This is a genomic window from Streptosporangium heterodermiicola (assembly GCF_051390675.1).
Classification (GTDB): domain Bacteria; phylum Actinomycetota; class Actinomycetes; order Streptosporangiales; family Streptosporangiaceae; genus Streptosporangium.
Genome location: NZ_JBPJSR010000004.1, coordinates 208,943 through 229,070, shown reverse-complemented (window position 1 = coordinate 229,070; position 20,128 = coordinate 208,943). Strand labels below are relative to the sequence as shown.

Here is a 20,128-nt window from a genome sequence, read left to right as displayed (position 1 = left end):
GTGGTCGTACGGCGGTTTCGGGTGTCAGTCCTCGTCGGCGGGCATGGCGAAGAGGCGGATGTGCACGGGGCGCGCGCCGGGGGACGCGTCCTCGGGCAGGGGGCTGTACTTCATCAGCAACGCGATGTAGTCCTCGAAGAACTGCTTGAACTCGGCCTTGGTCATCCGGCCCAGGCCGCGCGATCCGGTGGCCCACTCGGGATCGCGCAGGTAGGCCTCGGGGAATCGCTCGATCAGCTCAAGGTCCTCCTCCATGCCGATCCGGTGGAACTCGGCGAGCGCGGGCCGATCCTCGGGGGCGAGCTGCTCGGGCGTGGGAAGCCGCAGGTCACGCGGGCCCCTGGCCTTGCGCCACCAGCGCTCCCTGCCGGTCGAGCGCTCCGGGACCTCCTCGATGAAGCCGTACTTCTCCAGCTGGCGCAGGTGGTAACTGGTCGTGCCGGTCTTCGCGCCGAGCAGCTCGCCGAGCGTGGTGGAGGTCGCGGGGCCGTGCACGTTGAGGTGGCGCAGCATGAGTCGCCGCATGGGGTGGGCGAGGGCCTTGAGCTTCCCGGGGTCGTCGAGCAGGAAAGGCTCGTCATCCTTCATGAGGAGCAGCCTAGTCCTGCAGAACGATATCTGCAGACAAACCTTTGCCGAGAACTCTCTGCAGAGTAACTTCGGGACATGAGAAGAATCCCCCCGGCCTCCTTGGGCCTCCGGGCGGTGGTCGCCGCCACCGCCCTCTGCCTGCTCGCGATTCCAGCGGCCGCCACCGCGACGTCCGTACCTCTATCCGCACTCACGCCCGCGTCCGCACCCACAGCCGTGGCTCCCGCCACCGCCCCTCCCCTCGCCGCCCCGGCTTTCGCGGCCACGACTCCGGGCTTCGCGACTACGACTCCGGCTTTCGAGACCACGGGCCCGGCGAGTGCCGCGCCTCCCGGTGTCCCGCCCGACCTCGCGGCGACGGAGGTGGGTTTCCGTGGGGGCAGGGGCCTCGCCATGCACGGCACGGTCGTCTCGCCCACCGGTGCGGGATCCGCGCGTCCGGGCATGGTCCTGGTGCACGGCGCGGGCACCGGCACGCCCCGCGAGAAGCTGATGGGCGAGGCCGTCGCGTTCGCCCGCCAGGGAATGTCCGTGCTGGTCTACGACAAGCGTTCCGAGGACTACTCGCTCTTCGAACGCTCCTACTCGCTGCTCGCCGACGACGCGATCGGCGCCCTCGGCGTGCTCCGCTCGCAGCCGGGCGTCGACCCGGCGAAGGTCGGCATGTGGGGGCTCAGCGAGGGCGGCTGGGTGGTTCCCATCGCGGCGGCGCGGTCGAGTGACATCGCCTTCGTCGTACTCGTGGGCGCGAACGGGCTGTCGCCGCTGCGACAGCAGACCTGGGCCGTGGCGGCCGGGCTGCGCAAGGCGGGGGTGTCGGGGTCGCTGATCGACCGGGCCGAGTTCAACCTGTACCGGACGATCGCCGACGGCGGCATGTTTCCCGAGCCCTACTACGACCCCGGGCCGACGATCGCCAAGGTGCGCCAGCCGTTGCTCGGCATCTGGGGGACCCACGACCTGCTGACCCCGCCGGAGGAGAACCCTCCGCTCTTCGCGAGGGCGCTGGAGAAGGGAGGCAACGAGCACTACACGTTCCGCTTCTTCGCCGGTGCCGAGCATGCCGCCCATCGGAGTTCCGACGGCGGCGTCACCCGGTCGCCCGAACTCGCCCCGGGCTACGCGGACCTGGTCGGCTCCTGGGTCGGCGACGTCACGGCGGGCAGGCCGCCGGTGGCGGGAACGTCCGGGCCCGCTCCCGTGCAGGCCTCGCGGACCGTGCCGGTGGGTCCTCCCGCCCCGTGGGAGTCGGCGCCGGTCCAGCTGGCGGTCCTGCTGCTGATCCTGGTCGCCTTCACCGCCTACCCGGTGATCGCGCTGGTGCGGCGCCTCGGCGGCCGGTCGCGTCCTCCGGTGACCGGGGCCGCGCGGCTGCTCAGCGCCGTAGGGCTCGTGGCGGTGCTCGGGTCGTTCTCCTACCTGTTCTACCTGGTGATGACCGGTGGCAAGCTGGCCGCTCCCGGGCCCGTGGTGGCGGAGCGCCCGGTGCTCTGGCTGGCGCTGCAGGCCCTCGCGCTGGTCTCCGTGGTCGCGGCGGTCCTCACCGCGCTGGCCTGGCGCCGCGCCCGAGCCTCGGTGCCGAGGGGGGAGCGGGTACGGCTCGGCCTCCTGCTCGCCGGTGGAGCGATGTTCGTCCCCTGGGCCCTCTACTGGGGGTTGCTGCTCCCCTGAGGTCCCTGGAGATCCTCGGGGTTCCCTGAGTGAAGGTCCGTCGTGGCGCCCGGCCCGGTCACGCCCGCCGAGGTGACCGTACGCCGGGCGCAGGTGTCCTTCCCGTTCTGAAAAGGCGGGGATCGCGTGCCGGCGGGACAACTCCCGTTCGGCTGAAATCAACGAAGGGAGGTGATATAAGTGCTGATAAATTATTTATATACAGTAAATCTGACATACGGGACATTTGTGGTGGTATGAGAGTCTTTATATGGTCCGTGGCGGCCGTTGGCACCCTGATCGCCGTCATCGGCTGGCTGGGTGCCATCGATGTCCGGGACACCTTCTCCGCCTCGGCCGTGAGCTCCGCCACAGGTCCCACCGCGAGCGCGGACAGGCAGGCGATCGAAAGCCTCCTGGAGGCGAGGAAGGGCGTGAGCGGCGCTTCCGCGCTGGTGGACAAATGGCTGAACGCCACCCCCGCCGCCCCGGCCAAGCGGGTGGTCAGGACCTCCGTGACGAGGGCCGGCGGCAAGTCCTATCTCAGGGTGCAGGTGACGAGCGGATACGGAACCGCCAAGCGGTTCTCCGTGAAACAACGTGTCTGCGTGAGGAAGAAGTGCCGGACGGTGACGACCGCCCTGTCGGTGAACGCCGGGCGGACGGCCTGGCACGAAACGTATCTCGGTACCGGCACCTACAAGAAAAGCGGTAGTTCCTCCGTTGCCATGACGAAGCCGCCGGTGCGGACGACCCCCGCGCCCCGGGTGACCGTCACCGCGACGGTCACCGCCCCGGCCGTGAGCACCACGGTCACGATCACCGAGACCGTGACCACCACCGTGACCGCGACGGCGACCGCGACCGTGACGGCCACCGTGACCGCGACGGTCACCGCCACCCCCACGCCGACTCCCACGCCCACACCGACCCTTTCGGTGGCCCCCTCGGTGACCCCCTCCGTCACCGTGACCGGCCCGCTCTGCGACGCGCCTCCCAACGTCTACGGGTTCACGTTCTGCTCCACGGCGAGCAAGGTGTACGCGCCCGCGGACGGCGCCTGCCAGCTTTTCGCGTGCATCGAGAACTTCCCCAACGGGAGGGGCCACCTGGTCATGTGCATGGACGGCAAGGTGAGCCTGTCGGGTGGGATCCAGGGAGCCTGCTCCTTCCACGGCGGGGTGCTCAGGGACGTGAACCGGAACACCGCGTAGCCGGCCGGGATGACCGCGGGCTCGTGGGCGTGACGTTCGGACGCGGGGCGCGACATGGCCGAAACGGAACATCCGGGCCGGGTCGCAACGGTCCTTGACGCGGCGAGCCCGCGCAGCACCGGCTCGGGCCACGCGCGGCTCGGGCCAGCGCCCGCCCGGCCGACGCGGCTCCGCGACGGCGAGCGGTACGTCAGCCGCCGGGGTCCCGCGGCCTTTCGCCCTGCCGGGGTCAGCCGCGAGCCTTTCCCGTGCCCGCGGAAGGCGCGGCCACCCTCACCGTGGCCGCGCCTCCCGCCGGTACGTGGATGTGTGTATGTGTATGCGTGGACAAGCGCTCCCCGCGCCGGTGTGCCCGTCGGGTTCAGCCGTCCTTGTTCCGTCTGGCGGGGGTTCGTTGATCGGCCTCGTCGGCCAGCTGGTCCTCGACGATGGCGCACCAGCGGTGCCATCGCGCCAGATCCAGATGTTCGTCCACGTCGCCCACACCCGCCTCGGCCATGAGCTGGTGGCTGCTCGCCGCCGCCTCGTGGGCGTTGACCAGCGCGTGGTGGCCGTGATTGGCGAGTGATTCGCTGACCGCCAGATTCACGGCTATCTCTCCCATTGTCTTAGGCCGGCCCGGAAGCTCGTCGCCGAACCCCTTCCCGGTGAAGTCGCGGCTCTCCGAATCGTCGCTCATAGCTGCTGAGTGCCCCGCAGGTCCTAGATCTATCTGTGACTTCCGATCCGATGTGGACGATTTCCCGACGTGAGAGCCACGAGCCGGATCCGGGACGCGTTCCATGCCCGCGTTCCACGTCCTCGTTCCATGCCCAGGGCGCGATTCGCTTACGGGCGTGTTGCGGTTGGCCGGAGAGTGTCATCTCACCAAGATCTTTAAAATAACCTCGGTGCAACCGGCGTAAGGATTGTGGAGGATGACGACGCGGCTTGATCTCTCGGTCCGCAGGCACGAAGGCGCCTCGGTGATCGCGATCGCCGGTGAGCTGGACAAGCTGTCCAGCCCTCGGCTGCGTGACGTCATGGTCACGCAGCTGGACGACGGGTCGTGTCACCTGGTCCTCGATGTCACCCGCCTGAGATTCTGCGATTCCACCGGCCTGTGGACCATGCTGGAGTTCCAGCGGCTCACGGGCGCGGCGGGGGGTTGCCTGCGGCTGGCCGGTGTCCACGGGGTCCTGAAACGGATCCTGACGATCACCGGCCTCGCGGGCGCGTTCTCCCTCGACCCCGACGTCCCCGCGTCGTTGCGGGCCGTCTCCTCCTTCGCCCCGGCCACGAAGCCTCCGGCGGTGTCCCCGTCGGCCCCTTCCCCTCCCGACGCGAAGCCCCCTCCCGACGCGAAGCCCGCTCCGGACGCGGAGCCGCCCTCCGGTACGGGGTGAGGCCCCCGTACCGTCCGCCGTCGTGTCCGGCCCCCTCCGCTCCAAGCTCCGTACGCGTGAGACGGTTCGCGGGCTTTTCCGCCCGCTGGGGCAGACTTGTCCTCCGGTGCCATCGCCCCTCGGGGCGGTGGCACGGCCGCGCGGGCGATACCGGCGTGCGGCGCGGTGTCGAGAGGAGGGTGGGAAGCCAGTGTCGGATGAGGTACCCGGGGTGGATGTCCCGGACGGGCGGGGGCGTACGGGACTGGACAGGGCGGGGCTGGATCTGACCGGCAACCCCCGGGTCCGGGTGCGGGAGGTGCGGCTGCTCTCGTCCAGCTGGTACGTGCTGCGCAAGACGACGTTCGACTACCGGCGCAGGGACGGCGGCTGGAGCACCGAGCAGCGGGAGACCTACGACCGAGGCAACGGCGCGACGGTGCTGCTCTACGACGCCGAGCGGGCGACCGTGCTGCTGACCAGGCAGTTCCGCTACCCGGTCTACGTGAACGGCCACCCCGACGGGCTCCTGCTGGAGACGGCGGCGGGCCTGCTCGACGACGACGACCCGGAGACCGCGATCCGCAGGGAGGCCGCGGAGGAGACCGGCTACGACATCGGGGAGGTGGAGCACGTCTTCGACGTCTACATGAGCCCCGGCTCGGTGACCGAGCGCGTCCACTTCTTCGCCGCCCCGTACAGCGCGGACCGGCGGACCTCCGAGGGCGGGGGGCTGGCCGACGACGGCGAGGACATCGAGGTGGTGGAGACGCCCTTCGCGAAGGCCCTGGACATGATCGCCTCGGGTGAGATCGCCGACGCGAAGACCATCATGCTGCTGCAGTGGGCGGCGCTGTCCGGCCCGTTCTCCGGCCGGGGCAGGTGAGCGGTCCGGTCTCTCCCCTGCCTGATCCGGTCACCGGTGCCTTTCACGGGCCGGTCGCCGGGCATTACCCTGCACGGATGACGGAAGTGGAGTTGCGCGGATGGCTGCCGGACGACATGCCGGTCGTGCTCGACGCGTTCGGCTCCCCGGACATGGCGGAGCAGGCGGCCCGGCCCATCGACACCGCCCAGGCGGCGCTGGAGTGGATGGGGGTCTGGGGGTTCCGCGACGACGCGCGGGCGTTCGCCGTGGTGTCCAACGGCGAGGTCGTGGGAAACGTCGCGGTGAGCAACATCGACGCGCACGGCACCGGCTGGGTCTCCTACTGGACGCTCCCGCGCGCCAGGGGGCGGGGCGTGGCCGTGGCCGCCGTCAGGAAGATGACCGCGTGGGCGTTCGGGGAGCGAGAGCTGTTCCGCCTGGAGCTGGCACACCGGGTCGGCAACGAGGCCTCCTGCGCGGTGGCCACCAGGGCCGGATTCCTGCCCGAGGGGATCGAGCGGGCCAAGCTGAGCTACGAGGGCGTCCGCTACGACGTGGAGCGGCACGCCCGCCTGGCCACCGACTGAGCGGTACGTGCCCGGGAGCCGCCCGGTCTCTCGGCGGCGTTCGTCGACGCTCCCGGGCAAACCGTTCGCGGGTGCTCTCCGAGGAACCGTCCGCCGGTACCTCCGTGGCACCCGCTCGTCGGTGCTCCCGGAGGGACGCCCGGAACCGGCGAACGGTCAGAGGGTTCTGAGGCCGGCGAGCAGGTCGCGGAGCAGGTTCTCGCGGGGGACCGCGGACGGGGGCGTGGGGTCCCGTACGGTGATCAGGCCGCTGTCGCGCAGGTCGCCGAGGAGCACCCGGAGCACCCCGACGGCCAGGGCGGTCCGCGCGGCCAGCTCGACGACCGGGATCGGCGCGCGGCAGGCGGCCAGGATCGACAGGTGCTCGGGCTGCAGTTCCCGGTGCGGGGCCCCGATCGCCACCACCACGGCCATCAGGTCGAAGTGGGCTCCGGCGGGCTTGGTCCGGCCACGGGTCATCGTGTAGGGGCGGACGACCGGACCGGCCTCCTGATCGAACTGATCGAACCGGTCGGATTGATCGGACCGGTTGGACTGGCCGGACTGGCCGAACCGGTCAGATTGGTCGAACCGGTTGGACCGGTCGGATTGGCCGAACCGGCCGGGAGAGCGCTTCGCTGTCACGGTCCACCCTCCTGTCCGGTGCGCCGCCGCCGTCCGTCGCGGAGCGTCCCGGACACGACGCTCTGAACGGAGCCCTCATCCGTCCCGCCCCCGTGGGCCCCCCGGGTTCCCGCGCCCGGGACCCCGGCTGTGGTCCGCTCGGAGGGTACGGTCTGGCGCACCCGTTTGGGCAGGCCATCGGCTTGGGGTAACCGCTGGACCTCGACCGAGTAGGTGAACCGCGGATCGACCGGTTCGACCACCAGCTCGCTCGGGAGCATCACGATCGCCGTGGTGCCGCCGAAGGGGGAGGGCCGCAGGGAGACGCGGATGCCGTGCCGGACGGCGAGCTGCGCGACGACGAACAGGCCGAGCCGGTCGCTGTCGGCCAGGTCGAACTCGGGCGGGTCGGCCAGCAGCGCGTTGAGCCGGGCCGTCTCCTCGGCGGAGACGCCGAGCCCCCTGTCCTCGACCTCGATGGCGTAGCCCCTGGCGACCATGTCGCCGTGGACGCGTACGGAGGTGTGCGGGGGAGAGAACATCGCGGCGTTCTCGACCAGCTCGGCGACCAGGTGGATCACGTCGGTGGCGACCGCGCCGATCACGGACGGGCCGTGCGGGACGCCGATCGTCACGCGCGGGTAGTCCTCGATCTCCTCGACCGCGGCGCGGACCACGTCGTAGATCGTGACCGGGTTGCGCCACCCCCGCCCTGGCGCGGCGCCGGACAGGATGAGCAGGCCCTCGGAGTGGCGGCGCATCCGGGTGGTCAGGTGGTCCAGGCCGAAGAGGTCCTCAAGGGTCGCCGGGTCGCTGGCCCGCCGCTGCATGGTCTCCAGCATGGCCAGCTGCCGGTGCAACAGGGACTGGCTGCGCCTGGCCAGGTTCACGAAGACCTTGTTGACGCCCTTGCGCATCTGGGCCTGGCCGACGGCCGCCTCGACCGCGGTCCGCTGCACGGAGGAGAACGCCTCGGCGACCCCGGCGACCTCGGTGGTGTCGCCGACCTTGATCTCGGGGGCCTCGGAGCAGACGTCCTCGCCCCGGCGGAGCCGCCGGACCACGTCCGGCAGCCGCTTGTCGGCGAGGTCGAGGGCCGCCTGCTGGAGGCCGACGAGCTCGCCGCCGAGCCTCCGGCCGAACCGTACCGAGACGAAGACGGAGAGCCCGACCGCGAGCAGGCCGAGCCCCGCGGCGAGGCCGATCCTGACCATGATGTCCCTGGCGAGGGGCGTGGACCGCTCGCCGATGCGCCTGCTGGCATCCCCGGCGAGCTTGTCGAAGTCGTCGGAGAGCCGCGTGGCGATCCCGGCCCAGGAGAGTTCGGGCATGGCCGAGGCCGAGATGGCGTCCTCGATCCTCTCGAACGAGGCGTAGTCGGAGGAGTCGCGCAGGGGCCTGTAGAGGGACTGGAACTCGGCGTCGAACTGGTCGAAGCCCAGGGAGTAGAGGAGCCTGCGGCCGGTGACCAGCTGGCCGAACCTCGTGCGCTCCGCGGGGCTCATCGCCCCCTCGACGACGGCTCCGGATATCAGCGCGGCCTGCTGGCTGAGCATCTCGCGGCTCCGCCCGACCATGACGATGGCCCGCGTCTGGTCGCTCAGCTCGACGTCGGCGGATATCCGGATCTTCTCGTAGGCGTCGAAGGCGGCCGCGATGATCGCGCTGTAGGCGTCGAGGGTCCGCAGCCTGGTCTCGGTACGGGTGTCGACTCCGCTGCGGATCTCGGTGAGCCGGTCCAGCGAGGCGAGAAGCCTGCTCAGGCGTCCCCAGGTGGCGGGGTCGATGTCGGAGCGGATCGCGGTGGTCAGCCGTTCCAGCTCGGCCCGGGCGGCGTTCGTCCGCAGGCGCTGGGTGTCCAGCTCCGTACGCGAGACGCCGACGTCTCCCAGGACGGACAGCGACAGCATCCGCTCGTGCTGGAGCGCCGTGGTCACCTTCCTGGCGGGCACGACCACCTGTTCGTAACCGCCCCGGATCCTGAGTAACTGCTGCCCATCCTGGACCGTGATGCTGGCCGCAAATACCCAAATCACTACAAGGGATATAATAGGTACCAGGAGTAAGGCAAAAATCTTTACCCTGATTGAGTATTTTCGGCTGGCCATAATACCTCGCACACCTTGAGATGCGTGGTTAACAATGGCCAAACATAGCAATGTGGGTCACTTGGGACTAGACGTGCACGTGAGCCACATCGAGATGATTTATCGCGATGTGTCGGTCTGGAACCATGGGCCCCTCGCGTACGTCTCTCTTAGACAGGAGGGGGGTCGACGATGCAGAAGATCGCGGACCTGATCGGAACCGAGGCCGAGCGCGCCGACCAGGCGGCGCTGGCCCGGGGCGGCGAGCTGGCGAGGGCGGGGGCGGTGCAGCTGGTCCGTTTCAGCCCGCCGCGGGTGACCGCCGAGGTCGACGACGGCGCCGCGTGCGTCGAGTTCCGGATCGTCGACGAGACCCTCCTCTGGCACTGCAGCTGCCCCGAGGGCAGGAACGGCGCCTTCTGCGCCCACTGCGTGGCGACGGCTCAGTCGGTCAGGATCAGGACGGACAGGAAGGACGCTCCCGAGGCGCCGTCGGCGACCGCCTCGGTGAGAACGGTCCGGATGGCGTCGTAGGCCGGGCGGTCCGCGGCCCGGAGCGTCGACGGCTCCGACCAGATCACCAGGTGTTCGCCCGGCGGCAGCCACGACAGGTCGGTGAGCACGTCGTAGAGCGCGTCGAGGTTGTGCCCGAAACGGTCGGGCAGGTCGAGGGCCTCGGCGATCGCGTCCATCGCCTCGGCCGAAGTGGTGATCTTCACACCGTCCAGCCGATGCGGCGTGGCGGACCCGAGCATGGACTCGACCTCGCGGGCCGCCCCCTCGCGGAGCGTTCCCTTGGAGACCGTGGTCATCCTCGCCCCCGGCCGGTGACGGGCACGCCGCTGCCGCCCGCGTGGCCGCTCTCGCGGGCGACACCTTGAATCACCATCAAATGCCCCCTGAGCTGCTGGTTCGTGCTGCCTCCCGGACATCTCACCCCGCCGAACTACCCGCACGCGAACCCGCGAAAACGGATGCCGGGCGTGTCTTCTCGACTCCGATGTCCTCATCGGGTCCCCCCGCTCCCCGCCGCCGGGGCGCCTCCCGCTCCACCCGGTGGACGCCTCGGGCGCGGGTTCCGAGCCGAAATGCAATTGTCTAGTTGTCATACAATCTGCCTACAATCGATCCATGAAAATCGCCGTGATCGGAGCAGCCGTGCTCTGGGGGACCGCGGGAACCGCGGGCCTGCTCGTCACCGGGGTCGATCCCGTCTCCCTGGCCGCCGCCCGACTGGTGATCGGCGGCCTGGTCCTCGCGGCCGTCACCGCTCCCGCGACGCGGCTCCTGCTCTCCCCCGGGGGCACCCCCGCGAGCTTCCCCGGGGGCTCCCCCACAGGCTCTCTCGCAGGTTCTCCCGGGGGCTTTCCCGACGGTCCTCCCGCAGGCTCTCTCGGCGGTCCTCCCGAAGGCTCCACCGAAGGCTCCCCCGGGGGCTCTCTCGCGGGTTCTCCCGGCCGGGACCGGAGGCGCGGTCTCGGGACACGGCCGGGCCCGCTCGTGGCGGCTGCGGTGGCCGTGGCCGCGTACCAGCTGTGCTACTTCGCCGCGGTCGGCAGGACCGGGGTGGCCGTCGGCACGGTGGTCGCCATCGGCAGCGGTCCCGTCTTCACCGGGCTGCTGTCCTGGCTGCTCGACCGCGCGTGGCCCGGCCGCCGCTGGGCGGGGGCGACCGCGGTGGCGATCGCCGGCTGCGCGGTGCTCACCGGCGGGGGCGGCGAGGCGCGGGCCGACGGTGTCCTGCTCGCGCTGCTCGGCGGCCTGCTGTACGCGTTCTACGCGGTCACCGCGGCACGGGCGATCGGCGCGGGGGCACCCTCCGACGCGGTGATGGGGCTGATGTTCGGCGGTGCCGCCGTCGTCATGGCGCCCGTCCTGCTGTGGACGGGCACCGGCTGGCTGGCCGAGCCGCGCGGCCTGCTCACCGCCCTCTACCTGGGCTGCGCGACCACCGCGCTGGCCTACTTCCTGTACGGCAGGGGGCTGCGCACGACCCCGGTCGCGACCGCCGCGACCCTCGCCCTGGCCGAGCCCGCGGTGGCGGCCCTGCTCGGCGTCGTCGTGCTCGGCGAGCGGCTCGCGCCCGCCTCGGTCGCCGGGCTCGTCCTGCTCGGCGCCAGCCTCGTCGCGGTCTCCCCGCCCGAGCGCGCCCACCCGGGAAGTCCGGGAAGCCGGGACCGGGGGGCAATAGGGTCGTCGGCGTGACCCTCCCGCTCCATCCCGTCTCCGCCGTCGGCGCGCTCGCCGACGCCCTGCGCCGGCGGGTGCTGTCCGGCGAGATCCCGCCGGGCACCACGCTGCCGGAGCAGGAGCTCTCGGCCCTGTACGGGGTGGCCCGCCCGACCGTCCGCGAGGCGCTCGCCGTGCTCGTGCACGAGGGGCTGCTCAGGCGCGAGCGGCACCGCAGCGCCCAGGTGGCCGAGGTGACCGCGGCCGACCTGGACGACCTGATGTTCGTCCGGCGCCCGCTGGAGGAGCTGACGGCCACCTCGCTGGCCGGGCGGCGGGTCGGGGAGGCCGACGCGGCGCTGGCGCGGATGGCCGCGCTGCCCGCCGACGCCCCCTGGTCGGAGACGGTGGCCGAGCACATGGCCCTGCACCAGGCGCTGGTCGTCGCGGTGGGCAGCCCCCGCCTGGAGCGGCTCTACGGCATGCTGGCCGCCGAGACCAGGCTCGGCCTGGTCAGGTTGCGCGCCGTCTACTCCGACCGGCACGTGCTGGTCGCCGAGCACCGGGACCTGCTCGACGCGATCGGCCGGGGGCCCGGGGAGGCCGCGAGGGAGGCGGTCGCCGCGCACCTCGACCACCGCTGGGGCGATCATTAGGGACTCGACTTGCATGGCTCTATTGCACGCGGAGCCCTGCAGTCGTCACAATCGCGCCCATGCACGGCAACTCAGTGCCGGACTCCTACGTGTATGTCACCGAAGAAGGCGTGACCCGTCACTACGCGGACGGCAGCGTTGACGCCCTCGCGTGGGAGGACGTCGTCGAGGTGCGGGTAGTGGGCGACACGGACTCGGACATCCTGTACATCCTTCTCGATCGACAGGGGCAGGGGTGCGTGGTGCCCAATTCGGCGACCGACGCGACCTTCCTCACCCGTCTCCGGTATCTCCCGGATTTCGATCTCGACCGGCTCGGTGCGGCGGTGGAGTCCGCGCACGACGATTACGTCGTCGTATGGCGCAGCCCCGAACCGCCTTCGGCGCTGCCGGATTTTGAATACGACTAATTTCCCATTATCGCGCAAATGAGACGGCCAAACTTACACGTTTGGACCGTTCCGTCAAGGTGCCATCTCTGCCTAATTCGGCCAATAGTGGACAGTTGGCGGTATTCCCCTGCTCAATGGTGATCACTAGGATTTCCATGGGTATCCACGCTCCTGATGCATAAGGGAATTCTGTCAACCATTGAATGAGATGTGCGACGCTTTATCCAGTCGCGTCCGGGCATCTTGGGTGGGACGGGGGAGTATGAGAGTGGAAACTGAGGAGCTCGTCGTCGGGCTTCTCAAAGGTCCTGCACGCACTGCTCCAAGCATTTTGACGCGCTCTTATGTCCGTATTCTGCTCGCCGGAGACGTCGCGTGTTCGGTGGTCGCCTGCGAGACCGTTCTGGGGGTCCGGCTCTGGTTCGGTGCCTTTATCCCCGTGACGGAGGCCCTGCTCGGGCTGAGTCTCGCCCTGATCTGGCCGCTCGCCCTGGCGTCCGGAGGCGCCTATCGCAAGCGCACTCACGGCGAGGGAACGGACGAATTCCGAGCGGTTTTCAATGGCGCCGCCGGTCTGACAGCGGCTGTCGCGATCGGTGCGTACATCACGCAAACTCCGATCGCCCGCAGTTTCGTCATGGCGATGTTCCCGCTCGCTTTCGCCCTCACCCTCTTCTTCCGCTACCGGATGCGCAAGCGGCTGCACCGCAGGCGCGCGCGCGGTGACTACATGCGCCACATGGTCGCCGTCGGCCACCGGGAGTCGGTGCTCGACCTGGTGATGCAGCTGCGCAGGCAGCCGCACCACGGCATGACCGTCGTCGCCGCGTGCCTGCCCGCGGGCCCCGACCTGGTGGAGGTCGACGGGGTCCCGGTCCTCGGCAACTTCTCCGACGTCCCCACGGTGGTGGCCGAGGTAAACGCCGACGCCGTCGCCGTTCTGGCCTGCCCGGAGCTGGACGGCGCGGCGCTGCGCAGGCTCGCCTGGGGCCTGGAGGACGCCCGCACCGACCTGTTCGTGGCACCCGCCCTCATGGACGTTGCCGGTCCGCGCATCAGCATCAGCCCGGTCGCCGGCATGCCGCTCCTGCACGTCGAGCACCCCGACTTCCGCGGCGCGCGGCGGCTGGCGAAGAGCCTGTTCGACCGGACGGGGGCGGGCCTCGCCCTCCTGGCGCTGGGCGCGCCCATGCTGGCGATCGCCGCGTTGATCCGCGCGACGAGCCCGGGACCCGCCCTCTTCCACCAGGTCAGGGTAGGTAAGGGGGGCGTGGAGTTCCATGTCGTGAAATTTCGCACGATGGTGGTCGACGCGGAGCAGCTCAAGATCGACCTGGAGCGGGAGAACGAGTTCGACGGCGTCCTCTTCAAAATTAGGAACGATCCAAGGATCACCCGCGTGGGCGCCTTCCTGCGCCGATACTCCCTTGACGAGCTGCCCCAGCTGCTCAACGTGCTGCGCGGCGAGATGTCCCTCGTCGGCCCGCGCCCGCCCCTGCCAGACGAGGTCAGGCAGTACGGCGCGGACGTGCGCCGCCGCCTGGTCGTGAGACCCGGCATGACCGGCCTGTGGCAGGTCAGCGGGCGCTCGGACCTGACCTGGGAGGAGTCGGTCCGCCTGGACCTCCGGTACGTCGAGAACTGGTCGCTCTTCCTGGACCTGCAGATCCTCTGGAAGACCTGGAGCGCCGTGACCGGCGGAGAAGGGGCCTACTAGTGAAAGCGCTCGTGCTCGCCGGAGGGTCGGGCACCCGGCTGCGGCCGATCACCCACACCTCCGCCAAGCAACTCGTACCCGTCGCCAACAAGCCCGTCCTCTTCTACGGCCTGGAGGCCATCGCCGCCGCGGGCGTCCGCGAGATCGGGATCGTCGTGGGCGACACGCACGCCGAGATCGAGGCGGCCGTCGGCGACGGGCGCGCGTTCGGCCTGGAGGTCACCTACATCCGCCAGCGGGCGCCGCTGGGCCTGGCCCACGCGGTGCTCGTCGCCCACGACTACCTCGGCGACGACGACTTCGTCATGTATCTCGGAGACAACTTCATCGTCGGCGGCATCGACGACGTCGTCGAGCGCTTCACCCGCGAGCGGCCCGCCGCCCACATCATGCTCACCAAGGTCGGGGACCCCCGGCAGTTCGGGGTCGCCGAACTCGACGCCACCGGCCGGGTGGTCGGGCTGGAGGAGAAGCCGCCCGTCCCCAAGAGCGACCTCGCCCTCGTCGGCGTCTACCTGTTCACCGCCGCGATCCACGAGGCGGTGGCCGAGCTCAAGCCCTCGTGGCGCGGAGAGCTGGAGATCACCGACGCCGTCCACTGGCTGATCGCCGACGGGCGGAGGGTCGAGTCCTCCGTCATCTCCGGCTACTGGAAGGACACCGGCAACGTCACCGACATGCTGGAGGTCAACCGGCTGGTGCTGGAGTCCCTGGAACCCAGGGTGGACGGCCTGGTCGACGACGCCAGCCAGCTGATCGGCCGGGTGGTCGTCGAGCCGGGCGCCGAGATCGAGCGTTCCCGCGTCGTCGGGCCCGCGATCATCGGCCCCGGGGCCCGGATCCGCGACAGCTACATCGGACCCTTCACCTCGATCGCGGCGGGCTGCGCGGTCAGCGGCAGCGAGATCGAGTACTCGATCGTCCTGCCCAGATCCTCGATCGCCGGAGTCTCGCGGATCGAGGCGTCCCTCATCGGCCACGACGTCGAGGTCACCCCCGCCCCCACCACCCCCCGAGCCCACCGTCTCGTACTGGGCGATCACAGCAAGGTCCAGATAAGTTCATGACAGCAGCCGACAGGGGGGCGACTCCTGCCCCAGCGAAGGTCCTGGTCACCGGGGGTGCCGGATTCATCGGTTCTCACTTCGCCCGCGTGCTCGCCGCGAGCGGGGCCACCGTGACGGTCCTCGACAAGCTCACCTACGCGGGAAACCCGGCCAACCTGGAGGGGACGCCCCACGACTTCGTGCACGGCGACGTCTGCGACAGCGAGCTCCTGGCCGCGCTGGTCCCCGGGCACGACCTCGTCGTCAACTTCGCCGCCGAGTCCCACGTCGACCGGTCGATCGACGGGGCCGCCGACTTCGTACGGACCAACGTCCTCGGCACGCAGGCGCTGATGCAGGCCTGCCTGGACGCGGGCACCCCGCGGGTGGTGCAGGTCTCGACCGACGAGGTGTACGGATCGATCGAGATGGGGTCCTGGGACGAGAGCGCGCCGCTCAGCCCGCGCTCGCCCTACTCCGCGGCCAAGGCGAGCGGTGACATGGTCGCCCAGGCGTACGCGGTCACCCACGGCCTGCCGGTCTCCATCACCCGCTGCGGCAACAACTACGGCCCCCGCCAGCACCCGGAGAAGCTGATCCCGCGCTTCGTCACCCACCTCCTGCGGGGCCGCAGGGTCCCCCTCTACGGCGACGGCGGCAACGTCCGCGACTGGGTCCACGTCGACGACCACTGCGCGGGCATCCGTCTCGTCGCCGAGCGCGGAGAGCGCGGCGAGGTCTACCACATCGGCGGCACGGCGGAGCTGAGCAACCTCGATCTCACCGCCCGGCTCCTTGAGACCTGCGGCGCCGGGTGGGACATGGTCGAGCGCGTCCCCGACCGCAAGGGGCACGACCGCCGTTACTCCCTGGACGACTCCCGGCTCCGCGCGCTCGGCTACCGGCCGTCCGTGTCGTTCGAGCGGGGCCTGACGGAGACGGTCCGCTGGTACGAGGACAACCCCGGCTGGTGGGAGGCCGCGGTGGAGGGGGCGGGCGACGGGTCGCCGCCGGGCTCGCCGGGCTCGGACGGGGTGGCGGGTGCGGTGAACGCGGCCGGTTCGGCGGGTGCGGCCGGTGCGGCGGGCGGGCGGCGGGGAGGGAGGATCGGATGACCCGCTGGATGATCGTCGGTGCCTCCGGCATGCTCGGGAGCGAGCTGACGGCCCGTCTGCGCGCCGAGGGGAAGCCCGTCCTCGCGATCGGCAGGCGGGAGCTGGACCTTCGCGACACCTCCGCCGTGCACAACCTGGTCGCGGACCGCGGGCCCGACGTCGTGGTGAACTGCGCCGCGTGGAACGCCGTCGACGAGGCGGAGACCCGGGAGGACGAGGCGCTCGCGGTCAACGGCACCGGGGTGCGCGCGCTCGCCGAGGCGTGCGGGCGGGCCGGCGCGCGGATGATCCAGCTCTCCAGCGACTACGTCTTCGACGGCACCGCGCTGGACCCCTATCCCGAGGACGCGCGGCCCTGCCCGGTCAACGCGTACGGCAGGACCAAGCTCGCCGGTGAGCGTGCCGTGCTTGAGGCGCTGCCGCGCGGCGGCTACGTGGTGCGCACCGCCTGGCTGTACGCCGCGAACGGCCACAACTTCGTCCGCACGATGGCCCGCCTGGAGAGGGAGGGGGCGTCGCCCGACGTCGTCGGCGACCAGTTCGGCCAGCCCACCTGGGCCGGGGACCTGGCGGCGAGGATCGTCGACCTGGCCGGGAGCGGGGCGCCGCCCGGCGTCTACCACGCGACCAACGCGGGCCACACGAGCTGGTGCGACCTGGCCAGGGAGGTCTTCACGCTGCTCGGCGCCGATCCCGCCCGGGTGACCGAGGTCTCCTCCAAGGACTTCCCGCGTCCCGCGCCCCGGCCCGCGTACAGCGTGCTCGGGCACGACGGCTGGCGCGCGGCCGGGCTGCCGCCGATGCGGCACTGGCGAGAGGCGCTGAGGGAGTCCCGTGTGCTCGCGGCGTGCTGACGGGGACGGGCCGGGTCCCCGTGAGGAGCCGGGTTCGGGGACGGGCCAGGGGAGGTGCCGGGGGGCGGACCCGGGGAGAGGCCGGGCGGCGCGTGGCCCGCTGCCGGCGGCGCGGGGTGCGGAGGGGGCACACCACACCGCCGGCGGCGGGCCCGGCGGGAGCGGGTGGCCGGGGGCGAGAGCGACCCACGGGTGCCGGTGGCCGGATACGAGAGCGGCCCACGGGTGCCGGTGGCCGGGCACGAGAGCGGCCACCGGGTGCCGGTGGCCGGGCACGAGAACGACCCACAGGAGCTGGGGGCCGGGCATGAGAGCGACCCACGGGCATCGGTGGCCGGGCACGAGAGCGATCAAGTCGGAGAACCGTCGGACCGCGTCACGCGGCGAGGGAGCGCATTCATGACAACCTGCAGGCTGTGCGGCTCGACGAGCCTCGCCAGCGTCGTCGACCTCGGGGCGACCCCACCCTGCGAGCGGTTCCTCACCGAGGGGCAGCTGGAGGAGCCCGAGGTCACCTACCCGCTGCACCTGCGGGTCTGCACCGGCTGCTGGCTGGCGCAGATCCCGCCGATGATCACGCCGGAGGAGACCTTCACCGAGTACGCCTACTTCTCCTCCTACTCCACCTCGTGGGTGGAGCACGCGCGGGAGTTCGTGGACGGGGCGGCCGACCGGCTCGGGCTGGGGGCCGGGTCGTTCGTGGTCGAGGTGGCGAGCAACGACGGGTACCTGCTGCGGCACGTCGTCGAGCGGGGCATCCGGTGCCTGGGCATCGAGCCGTCGGAGAACGTCGGCAGGGCGGCCAGGGACGCCGGGGTGACGACCTTCACGGCGTTCCTCGACCCGGAGACCGGCGTCTCGGTGCGCGCGGAGCACGGGCCCGCCGACCTGGTGGTGGCCAACAACGTCTACGCCCACATCCCGGACGTCGTCGGGTTCACCCGGGGGCTGCGCGCCCTGGTGGCCGACGACGGCTGGGTCTCCATCGAGGTCCAGCACCTGCTCACCCTGATGGAGCGTAACCAGTACGACACGATCTACCACGAGCACTTCCAGTACTACACGGTCGCCTCCGCCCAGCGCGCCCTCGCCACCGGCGGGCTCGCCCTCGTGGACGTCGAGTCGCTGCCCACGCACGGGGGTTCGATCCGCCTGTGGGCCAGGCCGCTGGAGGCCGTGACCGGGCGGGCCGAGCCGGGCGAGCGGGTGGCCGCGCTGCTCGCCGCGGAGAAGGCCGCCGGCCTGCACGAGCTGTCCGGGTACGCCGAGTTCGGCGAGCGGGTGGCGCGGGTGCGGCGCGACCTGCTGGGCTTCCTGCTCGACGCGGCCCGCGAGGGCAGGACCGTCGCGGGCTACGGGGCGCCGGGCAAGGGAAACACCCTGCTCAACCACTGCGGCATCCGGCCCGACCTGCTCCCCTTCACGGTCGACCGCAACCCGTACAAGCACGGCAGGTTCACCCCGGGCACGCGGGTGCCGATCCTGCCGCCCGAGCGGCTCGCCGAGGAGCGGCCCGACTACGTGCTGGTCCTGCCGTGGAACCTCCGCGAGGAGCTCGTCGGCCAGCTGTCCTTCGTGCACGCCTGGGGAGGCCGGCTGGTCTTCCCCATCCCCAACCTGGAGATCGTCGAGGTGAACCCGTGAAGGTCGTCCTCTTCTGCGGCGGATACGGCACCAGGATGCGCACCGGCACCCCCGGCGACGCGCCCAAGCCCATGCAGCTCGTGGGACCCCGGCCGCTCATCTGGCATGTGATGCGCTACTACGCGCACTTCGGGCACACGGAGTTCATCCTCTGCCTGGGGTACGGCGCGCACCACATCAAGGACTTCTTCCTGAACTACCAGGAGACGACGTCCAACGACTTCGTGCTGCGCGGGGGCAGGATCGAGCTGCTGTCCACCGACATCTCCGACTGGTCGATCTCGTTCGTGCAGACCGGGATCGCGTCGCCGATCGGCGAGCGGTTGCGCCGGGTCCGCGACCACCTGGACGGCGAGGAGATGTTCCTGGCCAACTACGCCGACGTGCTCACCGACGCGCCGCTGCCGGAGATCGTCGACCGCTTCACCCGGTCGGGCGCGGGCGCGTCGATGATGGTGGTGCCGCCCTCCGACACCTTCCACTGCATCGAGCTGGGGGAGCGCGGCACGGTCGGCGGGATCACCCCGGTCAGCGAGATGCCGCTCTGGGTCAACGGCGGGTACTTCGTGCTCCGCCAGGAGATCTTCGAACACATCCCGGAGGGCGGCGACCTGGTCGCGGACGGCTGCGGCGAGCTGGCCAAGCGCGGCAGGCTGCTCGCGTACCCGCACCGCGGCTACTGGCGGCCGACCGACACGGTCAAGGAGCGGATGGCCCTGGACGAGGCCTACTCGCGCGGCGACCGCCCCTGGGCGCTGTGGGAGCACGAGCGGGCGCCGGTGCCCGTACGCGGACCCGTGACGGTCCCGGAGCGCGAGGCGGCGGCGGCCGGGTACGGGTCCGCGGCGGCGGTGGGGCAGGCGCCCGGGTACGGGTCCGCGGCGGTGTCCGGCGGAGGGCACGCGGCGGTGACGGTCACGTGATCCGGTTCCGGCCGGCCGGGACGGGCCGGATCGCGCTGCTCGCCGCGCACTGCGACGACCTCGCCATCGGGGCGGGCGGCAGCCTGCTCACCCTCTGCTCCGCGCGCCCCGGCGTCCGGGTGGACGCCCTGGTGCTCTCCGGCGGCGGGACCGAGCGGGAGGACGAGGAGCGCGCCGCGCTGGCCGCCTTCTGCCCCGGTGCCGACCTGCGGCTCACCGTGCTCAAGCTGCCCGACGGGCGGCTGCCCGCGCGCTGGGAGGAGGCGAAGGAGGCGGTGGAGGAGCTGCGGGCGCGCACCGACCCCGACCTGCTGTTCGCGCCGAACCCCGCCGACGCCCACCAGGACCACCGGGGCCTGGCCAGGCTGGTGCCCACGGCCTTCCGCGACCACCAGGTGCTCGGCTACGAGATCGTCAAGTGGGACGGCGACCTCGGGCGGCCCACGGCCTACCAGCCGCTCGCGCCCGAGGTGGCCGAGGCGAAGGTGGGCCTGCTGCACCGCCACTACCCCTCCCAGCGTCACCGCTCCTGGTACGACCGCGAGGCGTTCCTGGGGCTGGCCCGCATCCGCGGGATCGAGTGCCACGCCCGCTACGCCGAGGCGTTCCACGTCAACAAGCTGACCTTCGACCTGGCTGGAGGCTGAA

General features: G+C 71.3%; 21 protein-coding genes. 16 read left to right on the top strand and 5 right to left on the bottom strand.

What is annotated here, in order from left to right; all coding sequences use genetic code 11:
• Positions 1-24 precede the first annotated feature (24 nt).
• Positions 25-588 carry an ArsR/SmtB family transcription factor gene (locus tag ACSC1Q_RS10960; RefSeq protein ID WP_436758554.1) on the bottom strand — a complete coding sequence of 188 codons (564 nt, stop codon included), beginning with the start codon at positions 586-588 and terminating at the stop codon, positions 25-27.
• Positions 589-666: 78 nt separating this feature from the next.
• On the opposite strand from ACSC1Q_RS10960, the gene ACSC1Q_RS10955 reads away from it, so the two are divergent.
• Both ACSC1Q_RS10955 and ACSC1Q_RS10950 read left to right on the top strand, forming a co-directional pair.
• Entirely contained in the window at positions 667-2,262 is a 1,596-nt protein-coding gene (locus ACSC1Q_RS10955; protein WP_436758553.1) for an alpha/beta hydrolase family protein, read from the top strand.
• Between the two features lie 257 nt (positions 2,263-2,519).
• Complete coding sequence (locus ACSC1Q_RS10950; RefSeq protein ID WP_436758552.1) at positions 2,520-3,455, top strand: hypothetical protein; 936 nt, start codon at positions 2,520-2,522, stop codon at positions 3,453-3,455.
• Positions 3,456-3,816: 361 nt separating this feature from the next.
• Here ACSC1Q_RS10950 and ACSC1Q_RS10945 read toward each other — a convergent pair whose 3' ends face one another.
• On the bottom strand, positions 3,817-4,134 hold the full coding sequence (locus ACSC1Q_RS10945) for a hypothetical protein (protein WP_436758551.1): 318 nt from the start codon (positions 4,132-4,134) through the stop codon (positions 3,817-3,819).
• Between the two features lie 238 nt (positions 4,135-4,372).
• Between ACSC1Q_RS10945 and ACSC1Q_RS10940 the strand changes: the two genes are divergently transcribed.
• From ACSC1Q_RS10940 to ACSC1Q_RS10930, 3 genes are all read left to right on the top strand, one after another.
• On the top strand, positions 4,373-4,840 hold the full coding sequence (locus ACSC1Q_RS10940) for an STAS domain-containing protein (RefSeq protein ID WP_436758550.1): 468 nt from the start codon (positions 4,373-4,375) through the stop codon (positions 4,838-4,840).
• A 211-nt stretch (positions 4,841-5,051) separates the two neighbouring features.
• Positions 5,052-5,705 (top strand): NUDIX domain-containing protein, encoded by a 654-nt coding sequence (locus ACSC1Q_RS10935; RefSeq protein ID WP_436758549.1) that lies wholly within the window; start codon positions 5,052-5,054, stop codon positions 5,703-5,705.
• A gap of 77 nt (positions 5,706-5,782) precedes the next feature.
• Complete coding sequence (locus tag ACSC1Q_RS10930) at positions 5,783-6,274, top strand: GNAT family N-acetyltransferase (RefSeq protein WP_436758548.1); 492 nt, start codon at positions 5,783-5,785, stop codon at positions 6,272-6,274.
• Between the two features lie 156 nt (positions 6,275-6,430).
• Here ACSC1Q_RS10930 and ACSC1Q_RS10925 read toward each other — a convergent pair whose 3' ends face one another.
• Both ACSC1Q_RS10925 and ACSC1Q_RS10920 read right to left on the bottom strand, forming a co-directional pair.
• Entirely contained in the window at positions 6,431-6,898 is a 468-nt protein-coding gene (locus ACSC1Q_RS10925) for a DUF742 domain-containing protein (RefSeq protein WP_436758547.1), read from the bottom strand.
• Complete coding sequence (locus ACSC1Q_RS10920; RefSeq protein ID WP_436758546.1) at positions 6,895-8,913, bottom strand: sensor histidine kinase; 2,019 nt, start codon at positions 8,911-8,913, stop codon at positions 6,895-6,897. Before ACSC1Q_RS10920 ends, ACSC1Q_RS10925 begins: the two co-directional genes overlap by 4 nt.
• Positions 8,914-9,156: 243 nt before the next feature.
• Between ACSC1Q_RS10920 and ACSC1Q_RS10915 the strand changes: the two genes are divergently transcribed.
• The gene (locus ACSC1Q_RS10915) at positions 9,157-9,498 is read left to right on the top strand and encodes a hypothetical protein (RefSeq protein ID WP_436758545.1); all 342 of its coding nucleotides are present in this window, start codon (positions 9,157-9,159) and stop codon (positions 9,496-9,498) included.
• Here ACSC1Q_RS10915 and ACSC1Q_RS10910 read toward each other — a convergent pair.
• Positions 9,408-9,776: a barstar family protein gene (locus ACSC1Q_RS10910; RefSeq protein ID WP_436758544.1), complete on the bottom strand. Its 369-nt coding sequence runs from the start codon at positions 9,774-9,776 to the stop codon at positions 9,408-9,410. The two genes, ACSC1Q_RS10915 and ACSC1Q_RS10910, sit on opposite strands and share 91 nt — an antisense overlap.
• A gap of 319 nt (positions 9,777-10,095) precedes the next feature.
• Here ACSC1Q_RS10910 and ACSC1Q_RS10905 point away from each other — a divergent pair, with 319 nt between their 5' ends.
• The 10 genes from ACSC1Q_RS10905 to ACSC1Q_RS10860 all read left to right on the top strand — a co-directional run bounded on the left by ACSC1Q_RS10905 (position 10,096) and on the right by ACSC1Q_RS10860 (position 20,127).
• Positions 10,096-11,169: a DMT family transporter gene (locus ACSC1Q_RS10905; protein WP_436758543.1), complete on the top strand. Its 1,074-nt coding sequence runs from the start codon at positions 10,096-10,098 to the stop codon at positions 11,167-11,169.
• Positions 11,166-11,789, top strand: coding sequence for a GntR family transcriptional regulator (locus tag ACSC1Q_RS10900; protein ID WP_436758542.1), 624 nt, complete (start codon positions 11,166-11,168; stop codon positions 11,787-11,789). The genes ACSC1Q_RS10905 and ACSC1Q_RS10900 overlap by 4 nt, the downstream gene beginning before the upstream one ends.
• A 59-nt stretch (positions 11,790-11,848) precedes the next feature.
• On the top strand, positions 11,849-12,199 hold the full coding sequence (locus ACSC1Q_RS10895) for a hypothetical protein (protein WP_436758541.1): 351 nt from the start codon (positions 11,849-11,851) through the stop codon (positions 12,197-12,199).
• 244 nt (positions 12,200-12,443) lie between these two features.
• Positions 12,444-13,898 (top strand): sugar transferase, encoded by a 1,455-nt coding sequence (locus ACSC1Q_RS10890; RefSeq protein WP_436758540.1) that lies wholly within the window; start codon positions 12,444-12,446, stop codon positions 13,896-13,898.
• Complete coding sequence (locus ACSC1Q_RS10885; RefSeq protein WP_436758539.1) at positions 13,898-14,965, top strand: glucose-1-phosphate thymidylyltransferase; 1,068 nt, start codon at positions 13,898-13,900, stop codon at positions 14,963-14,965. The genes ACSC1Q_RS10890 and ACSC1Q_RS10885 overlap by 1 nt, the downstream gene beginning before the upstream one ends.
• Entirely contained in the window at positions 14,962-16,059 is a 1,098-nt protein-coding gene (gene rfbB / locus ACSC1Q_RS10880) for a dTDP-glucose 4,6-dehydratase (protein WP_436758538.1), read from the top strand. Before ACSC1Q_RS10885 ends, rfbB begins: the two co-directional genes overlap by 4 nt.
• Positions 16,056-16,913, top strand: a complete 858-nt coding sequence (rfbD, locus tag ACSC1Q_RS10875) for a dTDP-4-dehydrorhamnose reductase (RefSeq protein ID WP_436758537.1) — start codon at positions 16,056-16,058, stop codon at positions 16,911-16,913. Before rfbB ends, rfbD begins: the two co-directional genes overlap by 4 nt.
• Positions 16,914-17,312: 399 nt before the next feature.
• Positions 17,313-18,557 (top strand): methyltransferase domain-containing protein, encoded by a 1,245-nt coding sequence (locus ACSC1Q_RS10870; RefSeq protein WP_436758536.1) that lies wholly within the window; start codon positions 17,313-17,315, stop codon positions 18,555-18,557.
• On the top strand, positions 18,554-19,480 hold the full coding sequence (locus ACSC1Q_RS10865; protein WP_436758535.1) for a sugar phosphate nucleotidyltransferase: 927 nt from the start codon (positions 18,554-18,556) through the stop codon (positions 19,478-19,480). Before ACSC1Q_RS10870 ends, ACSC1Q_RS10865 begins: the two co-directional genes overlap by 4 nt.
• Positions 19,477-20,127, top strand: a complete 651-nt coding sequence (locus tag ACSC1Q_RS10860; protein WP_436758534.1) for a PIG-L deacetylase family protein — start codon at positions 19,477-19,479, stop codon at positions 20,125-20,127. Before ACSC1Q_RS10865 ends, ACSC1Q_RS10860 begins: the two co-directional genes overlap by 4 nt.
• The last annotated feature ends 1 nt before the right edge of the window (position 20,128 follow it).

Excerpts from the sequence above, each read along its gene's own strand:
- ACSC1Q_RS10960 (WP_436758554.1), bottom strand. The coding sequence starts at position 588 with ATGAAGGATGACGAGCCTTTCCTGCTCGACGACCCCGGGAAGCTCAAG.
- ACSC1Q_RS10955 (WP_436758553.1), top strand. The coding sequence starts at position 667 with ATGAGAAGAATCCCCCCGGCCTCCTTGGGCCTCCGGGCGGTGGTCGCC.
- ACSC1Q_RS10945 (WP_436758551.1), bottom strand. The coding sequence starts at position 4,134 with ATGAGCGACGATTCGGAGAGCCGCGACTTCACCGGGAAGGGGTTCGGC.
- ACSC1Q_RS10940 (WP_436758550.1), top strand. The coding sequence starts at position 4,373 with ATGACGACGCGGCTTGATCTCTCGGTCCGCAGGCACGAAGGCGCCTCG.
- ACSC1Q_RS10930 (WP_436758548.1), top strand. The coding sequence starts at position 5,783 with ATGACGGAAGTGGAGTTGCGCGGATGGCTGCCGGACGACATGCCGGTC.
- ACSC1Q_RS10915 (WP_436758545.1), top strand. The coding sequence starts at position 9,157 with ATGCAGAAGATCGCGGACCTGATCGGAACCGAGGCCGAGCGCGCCGAC.
- ACSC1Q_RS10910 (WP_436758544.1), bottom strand. The coding sequence starts at position 9,776 with ATGACCACGGTCTCCAAGGGAACGCTCCGCGAGGGGGCGGCCCGCGAG.
- ACSC1Q_RS10905 (WP_436758543.1), top strand. The coding sequence starts at position 10,096 with ATGAAAATCGCCGTGATCGGAGCAGCCGTGCTCTGGGGGACCGCGGGA.
- ACSC1Q_RS10895 (WP_436758541.1), top strand. The coding sequence starts at position 11,849 with ATGCACGGCAACTCAGTGCCGGACTCCTACGTGTATGTCACCGAAGAA.
- ACSC1Q_RS10890 (WP_436758540.1), top strand. The coding sequence starts at position 12,444 with ATGAGAGTGGAAACTGAGGAGCTCGTCGTCGGGCTTCTCAAAGGTCCT.
- rfbB (WP_436758538.1), top strand. The coding sequence starts at position 14,962 with ATGACAGCAGCCGACAGGGGGGCGACTCCTGCCCCAGCGAAGGTCCTG.
- rfbD (WP_436758537.1), top strand. The coding sequence starts at position 16,056 with ATGACCCGCTGGATGATCGTCGGTGCCTCCGGCATGCTCGGGAGCGAG.
- ACSC1Q_RS10870 (WP_436758536.1), top strand. The coding sequence starts at position 17,313 with ATGACAACCTGCAGGCTGTGCGGCTCGACGAGCCTCGCCAGCGTCGTC.